We start from the raw sequence: 25,908 nt of genomic DNA, 5'->3' as shown, positions 1-25,908 counted from the left end.
GTGCGGGATGCAGGAAGTGGTGCGGCAACGGGCGGGGTGGTGGCAAGGACGGGGCCCAGACGATGTGGAGGAGCACGACGTGACGAGTGAGTTGATCATCCACCGGCTGTCGACCGGGGAGTCGACAGTGATCCACGCCAGCGAGGAGATCTTCGAGGCCCCGAACTGGTCACCGGACGGCAGCTGGCTGTTGATCAACTCCGGCGGACGGCTCTATCGACTCCCGCCCGCAGGTGGCGAACCACGGTTGATCGACACCGGTGAGCAGGACAAGATCAACAACGACCACTGCATCTCACCCGACGGTCGGACCATCTACTTCTCCAACGGCGACGGCCATCTGTACGCGGTGCCCGCCGAGGGCGGCGATACCCGGCGGATCACCAATGATCATGGATCGGACTTCCAGCACTACCTGCACGGTGTGTCGCCCGACGGAACCACCCTGGCCTACATCGGCGTTGCGCCCGGTCCCGGCGGTGCCCGCACCAGCAACGTCCTCACCATCCCCGCGGCGGGCGGTGCGGACACCCAGCTGACCGACCTGTCGGTCCAGAACGACGGCTGCGAATACACCCCGGACGGCCGACGGATGATGATCAACTCCGAACTCGCCGCCGAAAGCCCGGGACACGCCCAGCTGTTCGAGATCACCCTGCCGGTACGGATGAGTGACGGCAGCGACCTACGCCAGCTGACCTTCGACGAGCGGGTGAACTGGTTCCCCCATCCCTCTCCGGACGGCGCAGTGCTGCTCTACCTCAGCTATCCGCCCGGCACGCAGGGGCATCCGGCGGACAAGGACGTCATCCTGCGGACCCTTCCGCTGGTCGACGGGTCGGTCCCCGAAGCGGCGCAGCCGGTCGACGTGGTCGCATTCCGCGGCGGCCAGGGAACGATCAACGTCAACAGTTGGGCGCCGGACTCCGACCAGTTCGCCTACGTCAGCTACCCGGACTGACCGGACTGCTCGGCCGGGCTGCTCACCCGGCCGGCTCGAGATAGCCGACGTCGGTCCAGCCGATGCTCTGGTTCCCGAACGCTCCGTAATTGGCCAGCGTCCGGCGGGTGGCGACCCGTTCCGGCTTGCCGCGCGGAACGTCGGCCTCCCGGACCTCGACATTGCCCAAGGCGTCCAGGTCGTCGACCTTGCTGGTGTCCTCGCCCAGGCTGTACGCGTCGATCTGGCTGCTGCGCAACGCGGCGAACCGGTCATCGGCGGCGATCACCCGGAAGGTCAGCTGGGAAAGCTTGGGCTTGTCCGCCCACCAGTCGGGATTCGGTGTCTCGATCAGCACGCCGGCATCCCGGCTGACATCGGCGACCCGGAACGGGCCGGCCAGCCAGTCGTTGATCTTGGTCAGCGACGTCCAGCCGTCATTGAAGGTCGTCGGATCACTCACCGACTCCTTCGGCAGGAGGAAGTCGAAGGTCCTCGGCCAGTCGCTGTACGACCCCTTGTAGGTGACGACCACCTGGTCCGGGCTTGTGCCCTGCTTCACCGACGACACCTGCGACATCCGGTCGGTGTTGTTGCACTTGAAGCTGATGTTCTGCCCGTTGCACGCCTGCCAGTCGGCGACGAAGTCCTCGGCGCTGATCGTCCGGCCGCTGTTCCAGGTGGCGTTCGGGCTCAGGGGTGTAGGTGACCACCTGCGGGTTGCCACCCGTGGCGTTCACCGCCGCCAGATAGTCCGGGTTCGGGGTCGGGTTGCCCTGGGCGTCGTAGTCGAAGAGCTGCGGAAGCATCGAGCTCATCACCAGGCGGACCTCTGCCGAGCTGCCGCTGTACAGCGGGTTCCACTGATGTCCGATGGTGTCCACGGGGATCCGCAGTTCGCCGCCGTCGGCCAGCGTTGTCCTGGGTTGTGGGTTGATGTCCGAGGGCGGCGTCCCGGTCGCCGACGGCGAACTGCTCGGCACCTGGGTACCACCGCCGCTGCACGCGGCCGCCGCCGGCAGGACGCCGATCAGCAGGGTCAGCAGCAGCGCTGTCCGGATGTGCCGTGGCACGGTCAGCACGCGTCGTACGAGCGAAAACACACTGGTCCTTCCCGGCCCCTCATCGGGAGCCGACCCTGCATTGTCGTTCAGATCCAGCCTCTGAACCACATCCGCGCCAGCCACTTCGAGTACGGCAGCACCTGATCGGTCAGGATCGGATAGATGTAGCCGAAGTTCACCGCGACCAGGGCGACGAAGGCGCCCGCCACGATCCCGCCGGCCATCCGGGCGCGACGGCTGACCGGATCGCGGGGGATCTTCCCGATCAACAGCCCAAGACACAGTGCGACGGCCATCACCGAGAACGGGATGATGGTGATCGCGTAGAAGAAGAACTGGGGCCGCGAGGTGTATCCGAACCACGGCAGCCAGGAGCTGAGCACGCCGACGATCGGTATCCCGAAGCGCCAGTCCCGGCCGCCGACCCACAGCAGCAGGGCGACCACCAGAGCGATCACCGCACCCCACCAGAGCAATGGTGTGCCGATGCCGCTGATCACGCTGAGGCACTTCTCGCCACCTGGCGGGCAGCCGTGGGTGCCGGGCTTGATGTCGTTGACGGCGTCGATCCCGATGGTTCGCGCGATCACCAGCCAGCCGCCGGGATCGGCGTTGTAGGTGTGGGTCTGATGGTTGATGTACGAGCCGGTGTGGAAGTCGTAGATGTCACGTTGGTCATGCAGCCAGGAGGCGAACGCGCTGCCGAGGATCCGGGTGGTCCAGGCGGTCGGATTGTCCCGGCCCCACTCCCGGTCGTAACCGCCGGAGGTGGCGAACCAACTCACCCAGCTGCCGACGTAGACGATGCCGCCGAGCACGACGACGGAGGCGAACTTGCCCAGGCCGTCCCGGATCAGCGCCAGTCCGGCGGTCCGCTCGGCGCCGGCGAGCCGGCGGGCACCGACGTCCCAAGCCAGGCTGAGGACGCAGAACGCGGCCAGCACGTACACCGCATTCCACTTGGTGCCCAGGCCGAGGCCGAACATCAGCCCGGCGAGCAACTGCCAGGGCCGGACCAGCAGGAGCGGGCCGTAGCCACCGTCGAGATCGGGCTTGCCGGACCGGTGGATGTGGTCGGCCAGCCGGTTGCGGAACCAGTCCCGGTCCGCCGCAAGACAGGCCACACCGGCGACGATGAAGAAGGCCAGGAAGATGTCCAGCAGGGCGATCCGGGACATCACGAACGCCAGCCCGTCGACGGTCAACAACACACCCGCGACGGCGCCGATCAGCGTCGACCGGCTGACCCGGCGGACCAGCCGGATGGTGATCAGCACCAGCAGCGATCCGAAGACCAGGGATGCGACCCGCCAGCCGAACGAGTTCATCCCGAAGATCAGCTCGCCGATGCCGATCAGCAACTTGCCGATCGGCGGATGCACGACGAACTCGGCGCCGTGCTCCGGGCTCGGCAGACCGCCGGCGCGCAGGACGGCGTTGGCGTTGTCGGCCCAGTTCCGTTCGAAGCCGAAGTGCACCAGCGACCAGGCATCCTTCGCGTAGTAGGTCTCGTCGAAGACGATGTAGCGCGGTCGGCCGATGTTGATCAGCCGGATCACGAAGGCGATGACGGTGATGACCAGGGTGGTGACCCACCCGGTCAGCCGGTCGGCCGGCAGCGCCGAGCGCAGTCGCTGTACCGTCGTCGGCTGCGGATCGGGCATCGGCGGCAGCATCACCGCAGCCCCGTGCGGCGCCGGGAACGCAGCAGCCGTCGGTGCCGCCGTCCGGGTTGCCTGATCCGTCACGCGCGCAATATTAGGTGGCAGCGCGGGCCGGCCCTCAGGATCGGATCCCGGCCGGCGCTGACGAACCGGAACCGGCGAGCTGTGCGACCCTGTCGACGTGACCAACCAGACAGCTGTTCCCGACCCGTCGGCAGGAGTAGTCGTGCTGGCCGCGACCCCGATCGGCGACGTCCGGGACGCCAGCCCGCGGCTGGTCGAGGAATTCGGCGCTGCCGACCTGATCGCTGCCGAGGACACCCGCCGGCTGCAGCGCCTGCTGGATCGGCTCGGAGTGTCGACCTCTGCCCGCGTGCTGTCCTATTTCGAGGGCAACGAAGCGGCGCGGACCGGGCAGCTGCTCGAGGCGGCCCGCAACGGCTCCCGCGTCCTGTTGGTCACCGACGCCGGGATGCCGTCGGTGTCCGATCCCGGCTACCGGCTGGTGGCCGCCGCGGTCGAAACCGGCGTCCGGGTTACAGCCGTACCGGGACCATCGGCGGTACTCACGGCGTTGGCGGTCTCGGGGATGCCGGTCGACCGCTTCTGTTTCGAGGGCTTCCTGCCGCGCAAGGCCGGCGAACGGCGCCGCCGACTTGCCGAACTGGCGACCGAACCGCGGACGCTGGTCTTCTTCGAGGCACCGCACCGGACGGCCGCGATGCTGGCCGATCTTGCCGAGGCGTTCGGGGCCGCACGCCCGGCCGCGGTCTGCCGGGAGCTGACCAAGACCTATGAGGAGGTCCGGCGCGGCGGGCTGGCCGAGCTGGCCGACTGGGCGGCCGCGGGCGTACGCGGTGAGGTCACCATCGTCGTCGCCGGAGCACCGGCCGGTGCCGCTGACGAGCGGGACAAGGACGCCGCGGTGGTCGAGATCACCGAACTGGTGGCCGGCGGGATGAAGCTCAAACCGGCCGTCGCGGTGGTCGCCGAGCGGCGGGGTATGGCCAAGAACGCCCTCTACCAGGCGGCCCTCGGGCGGCGGGAGCCCGGCAGGAACGCTCCCTAAGCTGTCCGGGTGACCGAACCACGGGCCAGAGAACGACGCTCCGAGACGACGGAACAGGGACAACGACGCAATCTGCAACGTCCACCGCTGCCCGACCCACTGCCCGCCGCGGTGGTCGACACCCACTGCCATCTCGATGTGGCCGACGGCCGGACCCAGCTGGCACCGGCCGACGCCATCGATCTGGCGGCCCGGGTCGGGATCGACCGGATCGTCCAGGTCGGGTGTGACGTCGAGGGATCGCAGTGGGCCGTCGAGGCGGCTCACACCTGGCCCAGTGTCATCGCCAGCGTCGCCATCCACCCCAACGACGGGGCCAGGCTGGTTCATGATCATGGTCGTGGCGCACTGGATCGGGCGCTGACCGAGATCGACCGGTTGGCGGCTGACGATCAGGTACGCGGTGTGGGGGAGACCGGCCTGGATTACTACCGCACCCGGGACGCCGGCGGTCAGGCGATCCAGCGGGACGCGTTCGCCGCCCAGATCGCGATCGCCGAACGTCATCGGCGGAGCCTGGTGATCCATGACCGTGACGCACACGCCGACGTGCTGGACGTGCTGGACGCCGAGGGCCTTCCGGAGCGGGTGATCTTCCACGCGTTCTCCGGTGATGCCGACTTCGCCAGGGCGTGTCTGGATCGCGGGGCGTACCTGTCCTTCGGCGGCGCGGTGACCTTCAAGAACGCCGGCCCGTTACGGGAGGCGCTGGCGATCGCACCGCTGGATCGGATCGTCACCGAGACCGATGCGCCGTACCTGACGCCGGAGCCGTACCGCGGTCGGCCGAACGCCTCCTATCTGATCCCGCACACCGCCCGGTTGATCGCCGCCGTCCGGCAACAGGACCTGGAGACGGTGTGCCGGGCGCTCGGCGAGAACGCCACCGCGGCCTTCGGTGGCAGCTGGCCGTCCCGGACGCTCTCCGAGGGGGCCTGAGATGGAGTTCTCCGAGGTGGTCCGGCGCCGCCGGATGGTCCGCGACTACGACCCGGACCGGCCGCTGCCCGACGGTCTGCTCGACCGGCTGGTCGACGTCGGCTTGCGCGCGCCGACCGCCGGCTTCACCCAGGGCGTGTCGTTCCTGATCCTCGACCGGGACGCCGATCGGGACCGGTTCTGGACGGTGACCAGCGGGGACGGCGAACCGGACAGTTGGTTGCGCGGCATGCGCACCGCACCCGGTCTGATCCTGCTGCTCGCCTCCGCGGACGCCTACCTCGACCGGTACGCGCTGGCCGACAAGGGTTGGACGGAGCGGTCGGTCGAACCGTGGACGGCGCCGTACTGGTTCGTCGATGCCGGGATGGCGGGGATGGCGATCCTGTACGCCGCCGTCGACGCCGATCCTCAGGGCCGGATCGGTGCCTGTTTCTTCGGCGTCCCCGCCGATCGCGTCGAGCGGGTCCGGGAGACCTTCGGCATCCCCGCGGAGCAGTACGTCGTCGGCGTGGTCAGCGTAGGCCACCGGGCCGCCGGGGAGCGCCAGTCCGGATCGCCGCGGAGCCGACGCCGACAGCCACGCGAGGCACTCGTCCATCGCGGCAACTGGCGTACACCCAAGGATTGACCAGGATTTCCTCGGAATTATGTGACATATATCGCAGGTCTCGCCTGCACGCCCATTCCGGACTGGCTTCGAAAATCACGGGCCGTTATAGTCCCGTGACGTTGCCGACGCCTAATCGTTATGGAGAGACGTGCGCAAGATCATCCCAGTCGTGGTCGCAGGGGCAGTGGCCGCCGTAGCTTCCGGTGGCACCTTCGCCTACGCAACCGCCGACAAACAGGTGACCCTGTCGATCGACGGACACCAGCAGACCGTCAACACGTTCTCCCGCACCGTCGACGGACTGCTCGAGTCGCGGGGAATCGCCGTCGGCACGCATGACGAGGTCGCACCGGGTCCCGACACCAAGCTCACCGAAGGCACCGAGATCGCCGTCCGCTACGGCCGCCAGGTGAGCATCGATCTGGACGGACAGAAGAAGACGTTCTGGACGACGGCCCGTTCGGTCAGCGAAGCGATGAACCTGGCCGGCATCGACAGCGACGGCGCCGACCTGTCCACCAGCCGCAGCCAGACCATCGGCCGGCAGGGCTTGGACTTCACCGTCAACACCTCCAAGCACATCACCATCACCGTGGCCGGCAAGAAGAAGACGCTCACCACGACGGCGACAACGGTCGGTGAGGCGCTTCACGCGGCCAAGATCAAGGTCGACAGCGACGACAAGGTGTCGCAGGATCTTGACGCTTCCCTCGATCCGAACACCAAGATCACCGTCACCACCTACGAGACGAAGAAGATCACCAGGACCAGGTCGGTCGACTTCGACATCGTCTACCGGAACACCAAGAAGCTCACCCAAGGACATCGCAGGACCAAGGTCGCCGGCGTCGATGGCGTCCGCACGAAGGTCTACAAGATCACGTTGGTCAACGGTGAACAGCGCGGCGACCGGAAGCTGGTCTCGAGCAAGATCACCAAGCAGCCGGTCGATCAGGTCGTGTTGCAGGGCACGAAGCAGCCCAAGCAGGCCAGCAGCTCGAGTAACAACTCCAGTAACAACTCGGGTGGTTCAGCCAGCTCGGGCGGCAGCGCGCCCGCCGTCGCATCGGGCAGTGTCTGGGACCGCATCGCCCAGTGCGAGTCCGGCGGCAACTGGCACATCAACACGGGCAACGGCTTCTACGGCGGACTGCAGTTCACCCTGTCCACCTGGCGTGGCTACGGCGGCAGCGGAATGCCGCAGGACGCCAGCCGCGAGCAGCAGATCGCCGTCGCCGAGCGGGTCCAGGCTGCGCAGGGCTGGGGAGCCTGGCCGGTCTGCAGTCAGAAAGCCGGCGTCTACTGACCCGGCTGCTCGACCCGACAGCTGTTCGCGAACTCGCCGCCCGGCTCGACCTGCGGCCGACCAAACAGCGCGGCCAGAATTTCGTCACCGACGCCAACACCGTGCGGCGCATCGTCCAGCTGGCCGGCGTACGGCCCGAGGACACGGTCCTCGAGGTCGGGCCCGGCCTCGGATCACTGACCCTGGCGCTGCTGGAGGTCGCCGGCCGGGTGGTCGCGGTCGAGATCGACCCGCTGCTGGCCGGCGCACTTCCGGCCACCGTCGCAGCGCGGGCAGCCGACCGGGCAGCCGCACTCGATGTCGTCGAGGCCGACGCGATGCGGGTCACCGAACTGCCCGCCGAACCGACCATCGTCGTCGCGAACCTGCCCTATAACGTCTCGGTACCGGTGCTGCTGCACCTGCTCGCCACCTTCCCCGGCTGGGGCCGCGGACTGGTGATGGTGCAGTCCGAGGTCGCCGACCGGTTGGTCGCCCGACCCGGATCGAAGATCTACGGCGTGCCGTCGGTCAAGATGGCCTGGTACGCGAACACGGCGCGAGTCGGATCGGTGCCACCGCGGGTGTTCTGGCCGGTTCCGAACGTCGAATCCGGGCTCGTGGCGATCGAGCGGATCGACCCGCCTGCAACGACGGCCACCCGCGGCCAGGTGTTCGCCGTCGTCGACGCCGCGTTCGGCCAGCGCCGCAAGATGTTGCGTGCGGCCCTGTCCGGACTCGCCGGATCCTCGGCCGCCGCAAGCACGGCACTGGAGGCCGCCGGGGTCGACCCGACCGCCCGTGGCGAGACACTGACCGTCGAGCAGTTCGCCCGGATCGCCGAGCTGCTCCCGTCGCAGCGATGACGCCCGCGCCCCACCCGATACGCTCGCGGGTGTGGCTGAGCCGATCCTCCCCGGTCCGCTGGCTGTCCGCGTGCGGGCGCCCGCCAAGATCAATCTGACCCTCCGGGTCGGTCGTCCACGGCCGGACGGCTTTCATCCGCTCGCCACGGTCTACCAGGCCGTTTCGCTGTACGAGGAGGTCACCGCGAGCCCTGCCGATCCCGGAGTGATCGAGGTCAGGGTGACCGGTGAGGGGGCGGAGCAGGTGCCGGCCGATGATCACAATCTCGCCCACCGCGCCGCCCGTCTGCTGGCGTACCAGATCGGCGAACCGCTCGGCGTGACCTTGCGGATCGAGAAGGCGGTGCCGGTCGCCGCCGGTCTGGCCGGCGGGTCCGCCGACGCCGCCGCGACCCTGGTTGCCTGCTCGCTGCTCTGGGGGCTCGGCCTCGACCATCAGGACCTGCTGCCGCTGGCTGCCGAACTCGGCTCGGACGTCCCCTTCGCCCTGCTGGGTGGTACGGCGGTCGGCAGCGGGCGCGGGGAGAGCGTCGCACCGGCACTGGCCCGGGGCAACTATCACTGGGTCCTGGCCTTCGCCGACGGCGGCCTCCCCACCCCGGCGGTGTATCGCCGCTATGACGAGCTCGGGCCGACGCCGCCGGATCCGTTCGAGGTGTCGGCCGGACTGATGAACGCGCTGCGCAACGGTGACGCCGAGCAGCTCGGCCGGGAGTTGATCAACGATCTGCAGGCGCCCGCACTTGATCTGATGCCGTCGCTGCGCAAGCTGGTCGAGGCGGCCGAGGAGTATCGGGCACTGGGGGTCGTCGTCTCCGGCTCCGGCCCGACGGTCGCCTTTCTCGTTGCGAGCCAGGCCGACGCCGTCGATCTGACTGTTGCGCTGTCCGCCTCGGGACTGTGCCGATCAGCCCGCTATGTCACCGGACCGGTCACCGGCGCCCGTGTCCTTCCCACCTGACTTGTTCTGACGCCCAACAAGACTTTCCGTAGGCTGTGCGTCCATGCAGACCCCGGCCGGTCGGTTGATCAGACGCCTGACTCCCCGCGATCCCGCCGAGCAGGGGCGGGTGTCGACCAATCTCGAACTGCTCACCGATCTCTGTTTCGTCGTTGCCGTCTCCCAGGCGGCCTCCCAGCTGCACCACTTCGTGGCCGAGGGCGAGATCGGCCACGGTGTCGTCGGGTTCCTGATGGCGTTCTTCGCCATCTGGTGGACCTGGCTGAACTTCACCTGGTTCGCCTCGGCCTACGACAACGACGATGTGCTCTACCGGCTGCTGACGATCCTGCAGATCGTCGGCTCACTGGTGATCGCCGCGGGCGTGCCGGCGATGTTCGACGACCGGCTGACCCTGGTGGTGATCGGCTACGCGATCATGCGTCGCGCTGGTGATCCAGTGGTTGCGCGCCGCCCGTCATGATCGGGTGCATGCTGTGGCCTGCCGACGGTACGCGGTCGGCATCGCTTTCGCCCAGCTGCTGTGGGTCTCGTTGCTGGCTTTCCCTGCGTCGGCTGTCCCGATGATCTTTCCGTTCTTCGTGCTGGTCGAGATCGCCGTCCCGCTGTGGGCCGAGCATGCGACGCCGACCACCTGGCATCCGCACCATGTCGCCGAACGGTACGGCCTCTTCTACATCATCGTTCTCGGCGAAGTGATCTTCTCGACCCTGAACTCGATCCAGGATGCCTTCAACTCCTCCGGCCTGATCACCGGTGCGGCAGGTGAACCGGGACGGGCCGAGGCGCCGTGGTCTGTGCTCATCGTCGCGGGCGCCGGTGTCGGCATCGTCTTCAGCCTGTGGTGGTTGTACTTCTCCCGCAGCGCCGGCAGCCACCTGGAGGGCCGGGAGAGCGGAACCCACTCCTTCGTCTGGGGCTACGGGCACTACCTGATCTTCGCCGCGACGGCCGCGATCGGTGCCGGACTGGACGCCCGGATCGACTACCGGCACGATCGCGAGATCGACGCCGTCGCGTCGGCGGCGTTGATCACGGTTGCGGTCGCCGTGCTGTTGGCGATGATCTGGGCCCTGCATCTACGCTTCCACGACAGCTCCTGGCGGACAACGGTGCCGTTCGGTGTGGCGATCCTCCTGGTGCTGCTCGCCACCGTGCTGCCCGGGGCGGAGCTGATCGTCGCCGGTGTCCTGGTGCTGCTGTTGATCATCGAGATCCCGCTGGCCGGGCTGGCAGCAACCGAACACTGACCCCCGCGGGCCGGTCAGCCGAGCAGGGGGTGCTGCGCCGGACGATGTCCCTACCGGGCTCGCCGAATTCCAGCACGACCAACTCGTTCTCACCCGCCCGCCAGAAGGGTGCCGGGGCGTACAACGTCTGCTGCGGGCCGGCCGGATTCCAGTAGCGGCCGAGGTTGACGCCGTTCAGGTAGAGATAGCCGTGCTGCCAGCCGGGCAGGTGCAGATGGGCGTCAGCAACCTCCTCGACCTCGACCACGGCGCGGTGGAAACCCGGTCCGGACCCGTTCGGTCGCCACTGACCAAGATCAGGAAGCTCGGTGAGATCCAGGGCGGACTGTTCGTAGCCGAAGAGTTGCTGATGTTCCAGCCTGATCCCAGACACACCCTTGCCGGTCCCCAGGTACGGCCCGAAGTTCACCCGACCCAATGACCAGACGGTGACGTCAAGATCATGATCACCCGGGCCGACGTCGACGGCGATTTGCTGCGACGCCGCGTCGGCGAACCCCGGGTCGAGGCCGGCGATGCCGAGGCGGCCCACGAGTTCGCCGTCCAACCGCAGTTCGGCGAGATCGGCTAGACCGGTGACCGAGAGCCGTCCGCTGATCGGCCCGGCGATCGTGGTCCGGTAGCGCACCACGCCGTGGTGCAGGCCGAGCAGTTCGAAGCTGTCGGGCACGGGCGCCGGTACGGCATCGAGATGATCGAGGATCCGGTGCAGGCCGACGAAGCCACCGACGGTCACCGTGGCTTCCGGCTGCACCAACGGCTCGGCGGGCGGTTCGGGCGGCTGCGTGCCGGTGTGCTCGGTGATCACGGCGCGGAAGGCATGGAACTTTCCGGTCAGCCGGCCGTCCTCGGCGATCGGCGCGTCGTAGTCGTAGCTGGTGACGGTGGGCTGCAGCCGGCCGTCGGGTCCGGCGTTCGCGCCGGCCCATGGTCCGAAGTTGGTGCCGCCGTGCGCCATGTAGAGATTGACCGAACGGCCGGCGGCCAGCATGCCGGCGAGCTCGTCGGCCGCGCTGTCGCCGGTGCGCGTGTGATGTGGCTCGCCGTGATGATCGAACCAGCCGTTCCAGAACTCCATACACATTCCCGGTGTGCCCGGTCTGACCCGCGCCAGAAGGCCGAACGCCTCCTGCTGTCGGGAGCCGAAGTTGATCGTGGCGAAGGTGTCGGGGAGCGTCCCGCCGGAGAGCATCAGTTCACTCGGACCGTCGGAGGTGAAGAGCAGCACCGTGACACCGCGCTCGATCAGCCCGTCGCGCAGATGCTCCAGATACTGGTGATCATCGCCGAAACTGCCGTACTCGTTCTCCACCTGGACACTGATCACCCGGCCGCCCCGATCGGCCTGCCGGCGGACGATGATCGGCAGCAGCTGGTCGAACCAGCGGTCGACATGATCAAGATAGGCCGGATCGCTGGTCCGTAGTGCCCTGGCCGCACGATGATCGGCCAACAGCCAGGCCGGCAAGCCGCCGTTGTCCCACTCGGCGCAGATGTACGGCCCGGGCCGGACGATGACGTCCAGGTCGAGGCTTGCCGCCAGGTCGAGGAACCGGCCGAGGTCGCGCATCCCGGTGAAGTCGGCGGGCCGGTCAGCCCACGGCTGGTGGAAGTTCCAGGCGACATAGGTCTCGACGGTGTTGCAGCCCAGCGCCCTCACCCGGAGCAGCCGGTCCTCCCACAGTCGGTCAGCGATCCGGAAGTAGTGCACGGCACCGGAGATGATCTGGTGCGGTATGCCGTTGCGCAGAAAACGATCTTGGTCGATGGTCAGCTCGACGCGGCTCTGGGTCACAGCGCGAGCGTAGCGATCCCCCGGGGAATCAGCCCGAGATCTCGTACGGAGCCGTCAACTGGCGCAACGCCTCGGCAAGCTGGTCCCGCTGCGCCGACGGGAGCACCGACAGGATCTCCTGCTCGGCCGTCAGCAGATCGCTGATCGCCGCATCCACCGCCTCCCGGCCGATCCGGGTCAGCCGGACCAGTACACCGCGCCGGTCGTCGGGATGATCGGTCCTGGTCACCAGACCACGAGCGACGAGACGATCGACGCGGTTGGTCATCGTGCCCGAGGTGACCATGGTCTCCCGCAGCAACTGCCCGGGACTGAGCTGATACGGCTCACCGGACCGGCGGAGCGCCGCCAACACGTCGAACTCCCACGGCTCCAGGTCATGCCGGGCGAACGCCCTCCGGCGGTGCCGGTCCAGGTAGTGGGCCAGCCGGGTGACCCGGGACAGCACCTGCATCGGTGACGGATCGAGATCCGGCCGCTCCCGCGCCCAGGCCTGGACGAGGCTGTCGACCTCGTCGCGCGGGGCCGCACCCGCCGGTGCCTCGTCCTCGGACATGCGGGGATTCTAATCAAGACTCTTGACGTCGAGACTCCATCGGCAGGTCACTCGACGGTTCCGGCCGGCGCCAGGTAAGGATGCATCATGCCCACCAGCTCCTCCTCGCCGTTCCCGACCGCCGAGTGTGACGTCGTGCTGCAGGGCGGCACGGCGTCCGGCGTGATCTATCCCCGAGCCCTGGCCGCATTGGCCTCCCGGTACCGACTGCGCGGCATCGGCGGCACGTCAGCGGGGGCGATGGCTGCCGGCGTCGCCGCAGCAGCCGAGTACGGGCGGTCGACCGGCCGCGGAGGCTTCGACCTGTTCCAGACCATTCCCGAGGAGTTGGGCAACGGCCGGCTGCGGCGCCTCTTCCAGCCCGAACCCTCGACCGGGGCATTGCTCGAGGTGCTGCTTGCCGCAACCGGCGGCGACCGTCCCGACGGACGGTCTCCCCGCAGCCGGATCGCCGGGGCGCTGGCGGCGGCGATCCGCGGCTACCCCGTGACCGCAGTGGCCGGAGCGTCGCCGGGCGTCGCGCTGATCCTGATCGGCGCCCTCGGCGCGGGACCCTTGGCGATCGTCTTCGGCGGCCTGCTGCTGATCAGCCTGCTTCCCTCGGCGCTGATCGCGCGGATTCTGGTCAACCTGACCCGTGACGTGCCGGACAACTCCTTCGGCATGTGCACCGGGCTGACCCGTCCCGGGTCGGAGCCGGCGCTGACCGACTGGTTGCACACCAAGATCAACACCGCCGCGGGGCTGGACCCTGAGGGTCCGCCGTTGACCTTCGGCCAGTTGTGGACCGCCGGCGCGGACGCCGATCCCGGGCTGCTGCACCAGGCGATCGCGGAGGCGCTGACCGATCCGCAGCGCCGTGCCGTCGACCTGCGGGTGATGACCACGTGTCTCAGCGAGTCCCGGCCCTACGAGCTGCCCTTCGCGGCAAGCCGGTTCTTCTATGACGTCAACGAATGGCGCCGACTTTTCCCACGGCCGGTGATGGACGTCCTGGAGGCGGCACCGGAGCCGCGCACTCCCGAGGACGCCGAACCGGCGGCCTGGCACGCCGACCGCGACCGGGCGATCGAACACTCCCCGGGGCTGCGCCGGTTGCCTGATGCCGAACACCTGCCGGTGATCGTCGCGGTCCGGATGTCACTGAGCATGCCGCTGGTGATCTCCGCCGTCCCGTTGTGGGTCATCGAGCGGACCGAACAGGGCCCGGACCCGCGCCTCGACCCGACCGGTCCGCGGCGTTTCGTCAAGGTCTGGTTCTCCGACGGCGGACTGTCCAGCAACTTCCCGGTGCAGATCTTCGACGCCGCGCTGCCCACCCGACCGTCGTTCGCGATCAATCTGCAGTCCTTCCCGCCCGGTGCCCACCCGGCCACCGACGAGGCGGGCAACGTGGAATGGGCGCACGGCAACCGGGACGGGCTGGCACCCAAGATCGCCAGCTGGTCCAGCCGAGGGTTCGGCGCCATCGCCGGTTTCCTCAGCGCCATCTACACCTCCTCCAGCAGTTGGCAGGACACCACCCAGCTGAACTTTCCCGGTTTCCGCGATCGGATCGTCCGGGTGCTGCAGACCAAGCGGGAGGGCGGCATCAACCTGGCGATGAGCGAGGAGACCATCCAGCGACTGGCCGAGCGGGGCGAGTACGCGGCGCGGGCGATCACGGACCAGTTCAGCCAACCGCACTACCCGCCCATCGTCGACGGCCATCCGACGATGACGGGCTGGGACAACCACCGATGGGTACGCTTCCGGGCGCTGTTGTCGGTGCTTCCCGCCTGGGCCGGTTCGTACGGCCGAGGGCGGGCGGTGCTGGACGATGCGCTGGCCGAGGACCCACCCAGCTTCCCGTTCAGTTCGGCCGAGGAACGGGCACTCGCCGAGGAGATCGACGGCCTGATGCAGCGGCTGGCGCAGGTGGTCACCGACGCTGATCCGGAGGCGCTCGCCGCGCTCACCAGCCGCCCGGTGCCGGTCGGCGTGATCCGCCGGATGCCGCAGATCTGAGGTGTGGCGGACCAGCGATCCGCCGTTGTCGACCGGTCCCGGCGCGGCCCCGACTCGCCGTGGGCGGGCTGAGGGTGCCAGGATGCGACACGGCATCTCGAATGCGTAACCTTGGTGCCTGGCCGGTTCTTGCGATTGGCCGATCCCCGGTTGGTCTGTCGGCAGGGCCCGCCTGACTTTGAATCAGGATTAGCGACGTAGGTTCGACTCCTACCCGGGGAGCAGACCCGCGACCACGACGGCGCGGGGAGGACAGCCGCAGGCAGCGATCACAGAGGAGTTCGGGTGACCACATCCTCCGAGTCGATCAGTCCGACGGAGCCGGTCGCAGCGGTGATCGTCCTGGCCGCCGGTGGCGGCACCCGAATGAAGTCGACACGATCCAAGCTGCTTCACGACATCGCCGGTCGTCCACTCATCGCCCACGCCATCAACGCCGCGGAGACGGTCCCGTCACAACACCTGCTCGTGGTGGTCGGAGTGATGGCCGATCAGGTCGAGCCGGCACTGGCCCAGATCGCACCGAACGTCCACATCGTCCGGCAGACCGATGACGCCTACGGCACCGGGCACGCGGTGCGCTGCGCGGTGGAGGTCCTGGGCGACCTGCAGGGCGAGATCGTGGTGACCATGGGCGACAGCCCGATGCTGAGCGGAGAGACGCTGCACGGCCTGGTCGGTCATCATCGGGCCGAGCAGAACGCGGTGACAGTGCTCACCGCCCACGTTCCCGATCCGACCGGCTACGGACGGATCGTCCGGGACGGGACGGGGGCCGTCGTCCGGATCGTCGAACACAAGGACGCCACCCAGGACGAGCGGGCCATCGACGAGATCAACTCCGGCGTATTCGTCTTCGACGCGGCTGCTCTGGTCGACGGCCTGTCCCGGTTGACCACCGCCAACTCCCAGGGCGAGTACTACCTCACCGACCTTCCCGACCTCGTCCAACAGCGGGGCCATCGGGTCGGCGCCTACGTCACCGAGGATCTCTGGGAGGTCGAGGGCGTCAACACCCGGGTCCAGCTGGCCGCGATGAGCCGGGAACTGAACCGCCGCATCTGTGAACACTGGATGCTCGAAGGAGTCACCATCCTCGACCCGGCGACCACCTGGATCCACGCCGACGTCGACCTCGCTCCCGACGTCACCCTGCTGCCCGGGACCAGCCTGGAGGGCGCGACAGTGGTCGGCTCGGGTTCGGTGATCGGGCCGGACACCACACTGCGCGACGTCGAGATCGGTGAGGACGCCACCGTCTGTCGGACCCATGGATCCCTCGCTGTCATCGGCGCCAGGACCAACGTCGGACCGTACGCCTATCTCCGGCCCGGCACCGTGCTGGAGGCCGAGGGCAAGATCGGCACCTTCGTCGAGACCAAGAACGCCAAGATCGGGCGGGGCGCCAAGGTGCCCCATCTCAGCTACGCCGGGGACGCCGAGATCGGCGAGGGCGCCAACATCGGCGCCGGGACGATCTTCGCCAACTACGACGGTGTCGACAAGCACCACAGCAGCGTCGGCCGGTTCACTTTCATCGGCAGCGACACGGTCCTGGTCGCTCCGGTGCAGATTGCCGACGGCGCGTATGTGGCGGCCGGCTCGGCGATCACCGATGATGTTGCTGCAGGCGAACTCGGCATCGCCCGGGGCCGGCAGCACAATTCGTCTGGTTGGGTGCTACGCAACCGGGCTGGCACCAGGACCGCTGAGGCGGCCGAGGCAGCTGCTGACAGCGACAGGGGAGACCACTGATGACCGGAGTGCTCAAGCCGAACAACAAGCACCTGATGTTGTTCACCGGGCGGGCCTATCCGGAGCTGGCACGGGAGATCGCCGACCTGATGAAGGTCGAACTGGTCCCGACCCGTGCCCTGGCCTACGCCAACTCCGAGATCTACGTCCGCTTCGAGGAATCGGTCCGCGGCAGTGATGCGTTCGTCATCCAGTCCCACTGCGCTCCGGTCAACGAATGGGTGATGGAGCAGTTGATCATGGTCGACGCGCTCAAGCGGGCGTCGGCCAAGCGGATCACCGTTGTCGCCCCGTTCTATCCGTACGCCCGCCAGGACAAGAAGCACGCCGGACGGGAGCCGATCTCCGCCCGGTTGATCGCAGACCTGTACAAGACGGCGGGCGCGGACCGGATCATGTCGGTCGACCTGCACGCCGCCCAGATCCAGGGATTCTTCGACGGACCGGTCGATCATCTGTGGGCGCTGCCGGTGCTCGCCGACTACGTCAAGAGCCAGTACAACAGCGCGGAGATGACCATCGTCTCCCCGGACGCCGGCCGCGTCCGGTTGGCCGACATGTGGAGCGACCAGCTCGGCGCACCGCTGGCCATCATCCACAAACGTCGCGATCCGAACGTCGCCAACACCGTTGCGGTCCACGAAGTGGTCGGCGACGTCCGCGGCCGGGTCTGCCTGCTGGTCGACGACATGATCGACACCGCGGGAACGATCTGCCAGGCCGGCGAAGCGCTGATCGCCCGGGGCGCGAAGTCGGTGATCGCCGCGGCAACCCACCCGGTGCTCTCCGGCCCGGCCATCGATCGGCTCACCAACTCGATGTTCGAAGAGGTGATCGTCACCAACACGCTGCCGATCCCGGCGGAACGCCAGTTCGGCAAGCTCACGGTGTTGTCGATCGCGCCGCTGATCTCGCGGGCGATCCAGGAGGTCTTCGAGGACGGCTCGGTCACCTCGCTCTTCAACGGGCACTCCTGATCCGCGGACGCGCCCGGGGGTCCGGCGACACGGATTGGTGTCGGTGGGGGCGATTCGCTAGGCTGTGACGGTTGCCTCGGCGAGGGTCGGATCGACCGTGATCGACTGGGTTCTGCTGCATCGCGCTCTGTGATGCCGGCTGTCCATCCTCCCGGGCACGCCGAGACACACACATCTTTGAGTTCGAGGAGTTAGTTCCGTGGCCGAGGTCAAGCTCACCGCCGAATTGCGTACCGAATTCGGCAAGGGTGCAGCCCGCCGTATTCGTCGTGCCGACAAGATCCCCGCTGTCCTGTACGGGCACGGTACGGATCCCGTTCACATCACCCTGCCGGGCCACGAGACCCTGATGGCGCTCCGCGAGCACAACGCGCTGCTGACCATCGACGTCGACGGCGACTCCCGGTTGGCGCTGCCCAAGCAGGTCCAGCGCGATCCGCTGAAGGGATTCATCGAGCACGTCGACCTACTGATCGTCCGCCGCGGTGAGAAGGTCACGGTCGACGTCACCATTCACACCGAGGGTGAGGCCCAGCCGGAGACCATCGTCGTTGTCGATCGCAACGAGATCGCGGTCGAGGCCGAGGCGACCCACATCCCCGAGGGCATCACCGTTTCGGTCGAGGGCCTCGAGGCCGGCGCCCAGATCCTGGCCCAGGACGTGTCGCTTCCCGAGGGCACCACGCTGGCGATCGATCCCGAGACCCTGATCGTCAGCGTCTCCGCGGCCCGGGTCGAGGCCGAGGAACCGGCCGAGGGCGAGGGCGCCGAGGGTGGGTCCGAGGCCGCCGAAGCTGCCGCCGAGGACGCATCCGAGTCCTGAGCTGGGGCTGACCAAGCCAAGATCATCAGTCGACCATCCGGAAGCCGAAACCGATGTGGCTCGTCGCCGGCCTGGGCAATCCGGGCCCCGGCTATGCGATGCACCGCCACAACATCGGCTTCCGGGTGGTCGACGAGCTGTGTCGCCGGATCGGCGGCAGATTCTCCGCACCGGCCAGGATGCGGGCCGAGATCGCCGAGGGCAGGCTCGGTCCGCCGGGGAGCGACGGCGCCAGGCTGGTGCTGCTGAAATCCCGCACCTTCATGAACGACACCGGTGCGGCGTTGGCCAAGTCCACCGCCTACTACAAGATCAAACCGGACCGGCTGATCGTCGTCCACGACGAACTTGATCTTGATCTCGGCAGGATGCGGGTCAAGCACGGCGGCGGCGACAACGGCCACAACGGCCTGAAGTCGATCCGCAAGTCGCTCAACACCGGGGACTACTACCGGATCCGTGTCGGCGTCGGCCGCCCGCCCGGTCGCCAGGATCCTGCCGACTTCCTGCTCAGCAACTTTCCTGCCCGGGAGCGCGACGACGTGGAGATCCAGATCGCCCGCGCCGCCGACGCCGTGGAGTCCTTGATCATCAACGGCCTGGATCGCACCCAGAGCGCCTTCAACTCCTGACCCGCCGGTGCGGTCGGCTGACCTCGGTCTGCGATGCTGGCCGCCATGTCGCTGCACGATGTGTTGGCCGAGATCGCCGACGAACGCGCCCGCCAGGATGCCCGCTGGGGCGAACAGAACCATCCGGACGGCACCGGGGCGGCGTACGGGTTGAACATGGTGCCCGAGCTGACGGCGGAGTTCGCCAAGCAGCGCTGTGACGCTGCCTTCGCTCGCGGTCTCGGAACCTGGGAACACATCCTGTACGAGGAGTTCTGCGAGGCGATGGCCGAGGACGACCCCGACCGGCTGCGCGCAGAGTTGGTGCAGACCGCAGCCGTTGCCGTGCACTGGATCGAGGCCCTCGACCTGCGGCGGGCGGAGTCGTCACGGATCGGTGAGCCGGATGTGAGGTGATCGTGACCCTCGGGTGTCTGCGGTGATCCGTGCGGCGCCTAACGTCGGTCGGGACAACACAAGGAGGAGTTGTCACCACCGAACGGGGGAAATCATGATCAAGAAATTCATCGGAGCATCCGCCGCCGCACTGGCCGTCGCGGCGGGATCCATCGCCTGGGCAGCGGCTCCTGCCTCGGCGGCGGGGGGCGACGGCAAGGTGATCTCCAAGACCAACCTGGTCGTCCGTCACGCACCGAGCACCCATGCCAAGTCGGTCGGCTCGATCAAGCCGGGCAAGGTCATTCCGCTGTCCTGCAAGGTCACCGGCACGAACGTCGACGGGAACAACCGCTGGTATCTGTTGCCGGGAAGCGACTCGCCCGAGTGGGTGTCCGCCCGCTATATCCAGAACATCGGCAGCGCTCCGGGCTGGTGCGGGAACGACGAACGGTTCGTCGGCCGGACCACGGCCACGGTGACCCGGCGGGTGGCACCGAACACCGCCGATGCGAGTGCGGGGTCCTACGCCAAGGGCGCCGGGGTCGACATCATCTGCAAGGCCAGTGCACAGAACATCGACGGCAACAAGATCTGGTACTGGACGACCAATCACCAGTGGGTGTCGGCGCGTTACGTCAGCAACGTCGGCCGCGCGCCGAACTGGTGCGTCGAGTTCTGACCCGACGACCGCGGCAGTCCGCGACAACCGAGGAGACCAGGGCCGCCTGATCCGACGTAGCGGTCCCCTGGGGACGACGACCCCGACGGGCTGCAGAGCCCCCGTCGGCGTCGTCATGCGTGGTGCCGACGTCGTCGGTGTCCGCGTGCTGTCAGGGCTTCCGGACAACGAACAGCACGCCCCGCCGGTCCGGGACGACCCTGACCGTGTCGAATCCGGGCCATCCGGCCGCGGCCACTTCCGCCGCGGAGCGGGGCAGGGCGATCCGCCGGTCCGGCGACGGCAGCAACCCGGCGAACGCTGGACCCGGGCGGAATCGATCACCCTACGGCAGCGTGAAGGCGGCGATCCCGCCCGACGCAGGACGCGTACCCAGTCGGCGAAGGCGGTCAGACCCAGGAAGTGCAGCGTCGACGCGCAGAGCAGCAGGTCGGCCGATCCGTCCTCGGCCGGAAACGGAACGGCCCGCGCGCATGCCCAGTCGACTCGCCCGCGAGTTCGTCGAAGGCCTCGGCCGCGGCAGAATGTGGCATAGGACCATCAGAACGTACTCACCAGAACGTACGGAGTAGGCTGTTTTGGTGACCCTTGCGGGACTCATTGATCTCATTCTCCAAGAACCCACCATCTCCGAGACCGTCGGTGATGCGCGCTCGCATACCGTCAACGCGCTCGATCTGACCATGCCGCCGCCGATGCGGCCGCTGTTCGCCGCATCGCTGGCCGCCCGGGCCGAACGGGGCGGCGCCGACACGACGGTGCTGCTGGTCACCTCGACCTACCGCGAGGCCGAGGACGTCACCGAGACGCTGCAATGCCTGCTTGGCCCCGAGGAAGTCGCCTACTACCCGGCCTGGGAGACCCTGCCGCACGAGCGCCTCAGTCCCCGCTCCGACACCGTCGGCCGTCGGCTGTCGGTGCTGCGCCGGCTGGTGCACCCCGAGGACTTCGGCGACACCCGGCTCAAGGTGGTCGTGGCTCCGATCCGGAGCGTTCTCCAGCCGCAGGTCAAGGGCCTGGCAGATCTCAAGCCGGTCCACCTGCGCAAGGGGGAGGACTTCGACATCGGCGACCTTGCCCAGGCACTGGTCGACGCCGCCTATGTCCGGGTCGATCTGGTGGAGCGGCGCGGCGAGTTCGCCGTCCGCGGCGGCATCGTCGACATCTTCCCTCCGACCGAGGAACACCCCGTCCGGATCGACTTCTTCGGCGACACCGTCGACGAGATCCGTTACTTCGCCGTCGCGGACCAGCGATCCTCCGACGAGGTGATCGAGGAGGTCACCGCGTCGCCGTGCCGGGAACTGCTGCTCACCGATCAGGTCAAGCAACGTGCCGCGCAGTTGATGGATGATCATCCCGAACTGTCGGAGATGCTCGAGCGTATCGCCCAGGGTCACGCGGTCGAGGGCATGGAATCGCTGTCGCCGGCCCTGGTCGACGGCATGGAGCTGCTCATCGATCTGCTGCCGGTCGGCACTCACATCCTGGTTGCCGACCCGGAGTTGGTACGCACCCGGTCCGCCGATCTGGTCAAGACCAGTGAGGAGTTCCTCGGCGCATCCTGGGCGGCGGCCGCAGGCGGCGGTAAGGCACCGATCGATCTCGGTTCGTCGGCCTACCGGCCACTCGGTGAGATCCGCGAGCATGCCATCGATCGCGGGTTGGCCTGGTGGACGCTTTCCCCGTTCAGCGCAGGCCCGGAGTCATCGGACCGCTCCGCGCTGTCCGGGCCGATCCGTACCGAAGAGGGCGAGATCATCGACTTCTCGTCGGCGGTGAGCACCAGCGGCGTCGAATCCCGTACCGTCTCGGCCCGGGTCCCGGAATCGCGCCCGGGCGACGCGGAGAAGTCGATCACCGAGATCGGTGATCATGCCCGCGACGGTTGGCGCGTCGTGCTCGTCGCCGAGGGCAAGGGCACCGCACAGCGGATGGTGCAGATGCTCGGTGAGGCCGACATCCCGGCCAAGCTGATCGAGGAGCTGACCGCCCAGCCCGAACCGCAGGTCGTGACCGTGAGCACCGGCGAGCTGCGTACCGGTCTGCTGATCGACAAGATCAAACTGGCCGTCTACACCACCGGTGATCTTTCCGGTCAGCACCAGGTGGACCGATCCGAGCGCAGGATGCCGGCCCGCCGCAAGCGGCAGATCGACCCGTTGGAGCTGCAGCCCGGCGACCCGATCGTGCACGAACAACACGGTGTCGGCCGCTACATCGAGATGGTGCAGCGTGAGGTCGCCGGATCGACCCGGGAATATCTGGTCGTCGAGTACGCACCGAGCAAGCGCGGCCAGCCCGGTGATCGGCTGTATGTGCCGATGGACCAACTGGATCTGGTCACCCGTTACGTCGGCGGCGAGTCGCCGACGCTGGACCGGATGGGCGGCTCGGACTGGACCAAGCGCAAGGGTCGGGCCCGCAAGGCCGTCCGCGAGATCGCCGCGGAGTTGATCAAGCTGTACGCCGCCCGCCAGGCAAGCAGGGGTTACGCGTTCTCCACCGACACCACCTGGCAGCGGGAGCTCGAGGACGCCTTCAACTACGTCGAAACACCGGACCAGCTGGCCTGCATCGACGAGGTGAAGCGGGACATGGAACAGATCGTGCCGATGGACCGGCTGATCTGTGGTGACGTCGGCTACGGCAAGACCGAGATCGCCGTACGGGCCGCCTTCAAGGCTGTCATGGACGGCAAGCAGGTCGCGCTGCTCGTGCCGACCACCCTGCTGGTCCAACAGCACTACAACACCTTCGCCGACCGCTACGCCGGCTTCCCGGTCAAGGTCGGCGCACTCAGCCGGTTCTCCTCCGACGCCGAGGCCAAGGCAACCGTGGAAGGACTGGCCGACGGGTCGATCGATGTCGTGGTCGGCACCCACCGGCTGATCAGCGACAAGATCAAATTCTCCGACCTCGGCCTGGTGATCATCGACGAGGAGCAGCGGTTCGGCGTCGAGCACAAGGAATCGTTGAAGAAGCTGCGGATGGATGTCGACGTGCTGGCGATGTCGGCGACACCGATCCCGCGCACCCTGGAGATGGCGGTGACCGGCATCCGGGAGATGTCGACCATCACCACGCCGCCGGAGGAACGGCATCCGGTGCTCACCTTCGCCGGTCCGTACGACGAAGCGCAGGTGACCGCTGCGATCCGCCGGGAACTGCTCCGTGAGGGTCAGGTCTTCTATGTCCACAACCGGGTGCAGTCGATCGAGAAGGTCGCCCGGCGGATCCGCGAGCTGGTACCGGAGGCCCGGGTGGTCACCGCACACGGCCAGATGGGCGAGCAACGCCTGGAGCAGGTGATGGTCGACTTCTGGGAGCGGCGTGCCGATGTCCTGGTCAGCACCACGATCGTCGAAGCGGGCCTGGACATCTCGTCGGCGAACACACTGCTGGTGGAACGCGCGGACGTACTCGGCCTATCGCAGCTCCACCAGTTGCGCGGCCGGGTCGGCCGCGGTCGTGAGCGCGGCTATGCGTACTTCCTGTATCCGCCGGAGAAACCGCTGACCGAGACCGCTCATGATCGACTGGCGACCATCGCCGCACATGCTGATCTTGGTGCCGGGATGGCGGTCGCGATGAAGGACCTGGAGATCCGCGGCGCAGGCAACCTGTTGGGCGGTGAGCAGTCCGGGCACATCGCCGACGTCGGCTTCGATCTGTATGTCCGGCTGGTCGGCGAGGCGGTCGCGGAGTATCGCGGCGACAGCGGTGAGCCGGAGCCGGAGGTCAAGATCGAACTGCCGATCGACGCGCACCTGCCGACCGACTACGTCGAGTCCGAACGGCTGCGGCTGGAGATGTACAAGCGGATCGCCGAGGTGCGCAGCTCCGAGGACATCGAGGCGGTCCGGGCCGAACTCAGCGACCGCTACGGCACGCCGGGACCCGAGGTGGAGAACCTGCTGTCGGTGGCTGCGTTCCGGATCCTGGCCCGTAAGGCCGGGCTCACCGACGTGGTCAACCAGGGCAACTTCATCAGGTTCTCCCCGGTGGCGTTGCCCGAGTCCAAGCAGTTGCGGCTGAAGCGGCTCTACCCGGGCAGCGTGATCAAGGAGAAGGCCGGGTTGGTGTTGGTCCCGCGGCCGCGCCCGGCGCAGATCGGCGGCCCGCAGATCAAGGATGCCGAACTGCTGCTGTGGTGCACCGAAGTCATCAACAGCGTGCTGCTCCCCTGACCCGCCGAGGGGTCACATATTCCCTGATTTGTGCTGTGAGTCTTGTGGTGGCTGGTCTGGGACTGGCTGGCAGGGTTAGCGTCGGTCGCTTCGTCCTGGTCGTGACTCTTGATATGTGTGGCTCCTTTGTGGGGTGCCTTCAAGCCGACTTGTCCGGTTCAGGGCGGAAGGCCGACGCTGACCCGGCTCCACCTCGGTGACTTGATCAGAAGATTGTCGGTTCCACCTGTCGGGTGGGCCTGACTCATCACAGTGTTGCCCCGAAGTGACTTCCACCCGGGCCTGCGCCGACCGTTTGCGGCCGGATCCCTGTCGGTCTTGTCTGGAAGGAAGTCCCACCGCCGTGACCATCGTCGCGTATTCTCATCCGTTTGTCGTGGGTGTCGACACTCACGCCCGCTCTCACACCCTTGCCGTCGTGGTCGCCGTGACCGGTGAGCTGATCGCGACCGATCAGTTTCCCGCCACCGACGCCGGCATGGACCGGGCCGTCGCGTGGGCCGCGCGCCGCACCGGTGGTGATCTGGCCACCTTGTGGGTGATCGAAGGTGTGGCCACCTATGGTGCCCGGCTGGCAGCAGCGGTGACCCGGTTCGGTTACGAAGTGGTCGAGGCTGCTCGGATGGACACCCGGGCCCACCATGGCACCGGTAAGTCTGATCTGCTGGACGCTCACCGGATCGCGGCCGCGGTCTTGTCTCTGCACCCGCATCAGCTGCGCCGTCCGCGCAGCGATGGTCTGCGGGCGGCATTGCAGATCCTGGTCACCGCCCGCGACCACATGACTACCGAACGCACCGCGACCATCAACGCACTGATCGCGCTGGTGCGTGTGGTCGGCCTAGGCATCGACGCGCGGAAGCCGCTCACCGCCAAACAGGTCGCAGATATCGCCCGATGGCGTGCCCGCGTCGAAGACCTCGCCACGGCTACCGCCCGGGCCGAGGCCGTCCGGCTGGCCAAGCGAGTCGTCGAACTGGACCAAGAGATTGCAGCCAACCAGGCCCAAATCACCGACCTGATCCACCACAGTCAGGTCTCGTCCCTGCTGGACAAGACCGGCATCGGACCGGTCACCGTCGCAGTTGCCCTCGCAGCCTGGTCACACTCCGGCCGGGTCCGATCCGAGGCCGCGTTCGCTGCCCTGGCCGGAGTCAGCCCGATCCCGGCATCCTCGGGCAACATCGTCCGTCATCGACTCAACCGCGGCGGCGACCGCAGACTCAACCGGGCGCTACACATGGCCGTGATCACCCGCATGACCCACGACCCCGACACCCGGGCCTACGTCGCCCGCCGACGAGCCGAGGGACGGACGACCAAAGAGATCCGACGCTGCCTCAAGCGCTACCTCGCCCGCCAGCTCTACCGCGCCTTCCAGACACTCCACACCACGCCCGAGATCGAGCCATCAACCGCTTGACAAACATAGAAGAGTCGGCGTGTCGGCGAACCCCCTCCGCCG

General features: G+C 67.9%; 21 protein-coding genes, 1 tRNA gene and 1 pseudogene. 19 read left to right on the top strand and 4 right to left on the bottom strand.

Annotated features, from left to right (window positions below; translation table 11 throughout):
- The first annotated feature begins 79 nt into the window (after nucleotides 1-79).
- Nucleotides 80-961 carry a biopolymer transporter Tol gene (locus tag GJV80_RS12940; RefSeq protein WP_230207649.1) on the top strand — a complete coding sequence of 294 codons (882 nt, stop codon included), beginning with the start codon at nucleotides 80-82 and terminating at the stop codon, nucleotides 959-961.
- Nucleotides 962-983: 22 nt separating this feature from the next.
- Here GJV80_RS12940 and GJV80_RS12935 read toward each other — a convergent pair whose 3' ends face one another.
- Nucleotides 984-1,667, bottom strand: coding sequence for an ABC transporter substrate-binding protein (locus GJV80_RS12935; RefSeq protein WP_154688246.1), 684 nt, complete (start codon nucleotides 1,665-1,667; stop codon nucleotides 984-986).
- A 146-nt stretch (nucleotides 1,668-1,813) separates the two neighbouring features.
- Between GJV80_RS12935 and GJV80_RS12930 the strand changes: the two genes are divergently transcribed.
- The gene (locus GJV80_RS12930; RefSeq protein ID WP_154688245.1) at nucleotides 1,814-2,107 is read left to right on the top strand and encodes a hypothetical protein; all 294 of its coding nucleotides are present in this window, start codon (nucleotides 1,814-1,816) and stop codon (nucleotides 2,105-2,107) included.
- Here the strand turns inward: GJV80_RS12930 and GJV80_RS12925 are convergent.
- Nucleotides 2,091-3,668: a dolichyl-phosphate-mannose--protein mannosyltransferase gene (locus GJV80_RS12925; protein WP_154690242.1), complete on the bottom strand. Its 1,578-nt coding sequence runs from the start codon at nucleotides 3,666-3,668 to the stop codon at nucleotides 2,091-2,093. The two genes, GJV80_RS12930 and GJV80_RS12925, sit on opposite strands and share 17 nt — an antisense overlap.
- A 181-nt stretch (nucleotides 3,669-3,849) precedes the next feature.
- Between GJV80_RS12925 and rsmI the strand changes: the two genes are divergently transcribed.
- The 7 genes and pseudogenes from rsmI (at nucleotide 3,850) to GJV80_RS12890 (ending at nucleotide 10,651) form a co-directional block, all read left to right on the top strand.
- On the top strand, nucleotides 3,850-4,737 hold the full coding sequence (gene rsmI, locus GJV80_RS12920) for a 16S rRNA (cytidine(1402)-2'-O)-methyltransferase (protein ID WP_230207648.1): 888 nt from the start codon (nucleotides 3,850-3,852) through the stop codon (nucleotides 4,735-4,737).
- A 72-nt stretch (nucleotides 4,738-4,809) separates the two neighbouring features.
- Nucleotides 4,810-5,676: a TatD family hydrolase gene (locus GJV80_RS12915; RefSeq protein ID WP_154690240.1), complete on the top strand. Its 867-nt coding sequence runs from the start codon at nucleotides 4,810-4,812 to the stop codon at nucleotides 5,674-5,676.
- A 1-nt stretch (nucleotide 5,677) separates the two neighbouring features.
- Nucleotides 5,678-6,307, top strand: coding sequence for a nitroreductase family protein (locus tag GJV80_RS12910; RefSeq protein WP_154688244.1), 630 nt, complete (start codon nucleotides 5,678-5,680; stop codon nucleotides 6,305-6,307).
- Between the two features lie 130 nt (nucleotides 6,308-6,437).
- Nucleotides 6,438-7,595, top strand: coding sequence for a resuscitation-promoting factor (locus tag GJV80_RS24735; protein ID WP_154688243.1), 1,158 nt, complete (start codon nucleotides 6,438-6,440; stop codon nucleotides 7,593-7,595).
- Nucleotides 7,592-8,440, top strand: a complete 849-nt coding sequence (gene rsmA / locus GJV80_RS12900; RefSeq protein WP_195909342.1) for a 16S rRNA (adenine(1518)-N(6)/adenine(1519)-N(6))-dimethyltransferase RsmA — start codon at nucleotides 7,592-7,594, stop codon at nucleotides 8,438-8,440. Before GJV80_RS24735 ends, rsmA begins: the two co-directional genes overlap by 4 nt.
- Nucleotides 8,441-8,471: 31 nt before the next feature.
- The gene (locus GJV80_RS12895) at nucleotides 8,472-9,401 is read left to right on the top strand and encodes a 4-(cytidine 5'-diphospho)-2-C-methyl-D-erythritol kinase (RefSeq protein ID WP_154688242.1); all 930 of its coding nucleotides are present in this window, start codon (nucleotides 8,472-8,474) and stop codon (nucleotides 9,399-9,401) included.
- Between the two features lie 43 nt (nucleotides 9,402-9,444).
- Nucleotides 9,445-10,651, top strand: a pseudogene (locus GJV80_RS12890) (low temperature requirement protein A).
- Here GJV80_RS12890 and GJV80_RS12885 read toward each other — a convergent pair.
- Both GJV80_RS12885 and GJV80_RS12880 read right to left on the bottom strand, forming a co-directional pair.
- Complete coding sequence (locus tag GJV80_RS12885; RefSeq protein ID WP_230207647.1) at nucleotides 10,608-12,446, bottom strand: beta-galactosidase family protein; 1,839 nt, start codon at nucleotides 12,444-12,446, stop codon at nucleotides 10,608-10,610. The pseudogene GJV80_RS12890 and the gene GJV80_RS12885 sit on opposite strands and share 44 nt — an antisense overlap.
- A 28-nt stretch (nucleotides 12,447-12,474) precedes the next feature.
- The gene (locus GJV80_RS12880; RefSeq protein ID WP_154688241.1) at nucleotides 12,475-13,002 is read right to left on the bottom strand and encodes a MarR family winged helix-turn-helix transcriptional regulator; all 528 of its coding nucleotides are present in this window, start codon (nucleotides 13,000-13,002) and stop codon (nucleotides 12,475-12,477) included.
- Between the two features lie 87 nt (nucleotides 13,003-13,089).
- On the opposite strand from GJV80_RS12880, the gene GJV80_RS12875 reads away from it, so the two are divergent.
- The 10 genes from GJV80_RS12875 to GJV80_RS12830 all read left to right on the top strand — a co-directional run bounded on the left by GJV80_RS12875 (nucleotide 13,090) and on the right by GJV80_RS12830 (nucleotide 25,866).
- On the top strand, nucleotides 13,090-15,009 hold the full coding sequence (locus GJV80_RS12875) for a patatin-like phospholipase family protein (RefSeq protein WP_154688240.1): 1,920 nt from the start codon (nucleotides 13,090-13,092) through the stop codon (nucleotides 15,007-15,009).
- A gap of 143 nt (nucleotides 15,010-15,152) precedes the next feature.
- Nucleotides 15,153-15,231 (top strand) — tRNA-Gln (locus GJV80_RS12870).
- Between the two features lie 63 nt (nucleotides 15,232-15,294).
- The gene (gene glmU / locus GJV80_RS12865; RefSeq protein ID WP_255455460.1) at nucleotides 15,295-16,764 is read left to right on the top strand and encodes a bifunctional UDP-N-acetylglucosamine diphosphorylase/glucosamine-1-phosphate N-acetyltransferase GlmU; all 1,470 of its coding nucleotides are present in this window, start codon (nucleotides 15,295-15,297) and stop codon (nucleotides 16,762-16,764) included.
- The gene (locus GJV80_RS12860) at nucleotides 16,764-17,741 is read left to right on the top strand and encodes a ribose-phosphate diphosphokinase (RefSeq protein ID WP_154688239.1); all 978 of its coding nucleotides are present in this window, start codon (nucleotides 16,764-16,766) and stop codon (nucleotides 17,739-17,741) included. Before glmU ends, GJV80_RS12860 begins: the two co-directional genes overlap by 1 nt.
- Before the next feature lie 199 nt (nucleotides 17,742-17,940).
- Nucleotides 17,941-18,564: a 50S ribosomal protein L25/general stress protein Ctc gene (locus tag GJV80_RS12855; protein ID WP_154688238.1), complete on the top strand. Its 624-nt coding sequence runs from the start codon at nucleotides 17,941-17,943 to the stop codon at nucleotides 18,562-18,564.
- A 53-nt stretch (nucleotides 18,565-18,617) separates the two neighbouring features.
- Nucleotides 18,618-19,196 carry an aminoacyl-tRNA hydrolase gene (gene pth, locus GJV80_RS12850; protein WP_154688237.1) on the top strand — a complete coding sequence of 193 codons (579 nt, stop codon included), beginning with the start codon at nucleotides 18,618-18,620 and terminating at the stop codon, nucleotides 19,194-19,196.
- A gap of 45 nt (nucleotides 19,197-19,241) precedes the next feature.
- The gene (locus tag GJV80_RS12845; protein ID WP_230207646.1) at nucleotides 19,242-19,592 is read left to right on the top strand and encodes a hypothetical protein; all 351 of its coding nucleotides are present in this window, start codon (nucleotides 19,242-19,244) and stop codon (nucleotides 19,590-19,592) included.
- A gap of 94 nt (nucleotides 19,593-19,686) precedes the next feature.
- The gene (locus GJV80_RS12840; protein ID WP_154688235.1) at nucleotides 19,687-20,253 is read left to right on the top strand and encodes a hypothetical protein; all 567 of its coding nucleotides are present in this window, start codon (nucleotides 19,687-19,689) and stop codon (nucleotides 20,251-20,253) included.
- A 581-nt stretch (nucleotides 20,254-20,834) separates the two neighbouring features.
- Nucleotides 20,835-24,443, top strand: coding sequence for a transcription-repair coupling factor (mfd, locus tag GJV80_RS12835; protein WP_154688234.1), 3,609 nt, complete (start codon nucleotides 20,835-20,837; stop codon nucleotides 24,441-24,443).
- A 343-nt stretch (nucleotides 24,444-24,786) separates the two neighbouring features.
- The gene (locus tag GJV80_RS12830) at nucleotides 24,787-25,866 is read left to right on the top strand and encodes an IS110 family transposase (protein WP_154688233.1); all 1,080 of its coding nucleotides are present in this window, start codon (nucleotides 24,787-24,789) and stop codon (nucleotides 25,864-25,866) included.
- The last annotated feature ends 42 nt before the right edge of the window (nucleotides 25,867-25,908 follow it).

It is taken from the genome of Microlunatus sp. Gsoil 973 (assembly GCF_009707365.1).
Taxonomy (GTDB): Bacteria; Actinomycetota; Actinomycetes; order Propionibacteriales; family Propionibacteriaceae; genus Microlunatus.
The sequence above is the reverse complement of the archived record's forward strand: the minus strand, read 5'-3'. Positions and strand labels throughout refer to the sequence as shown.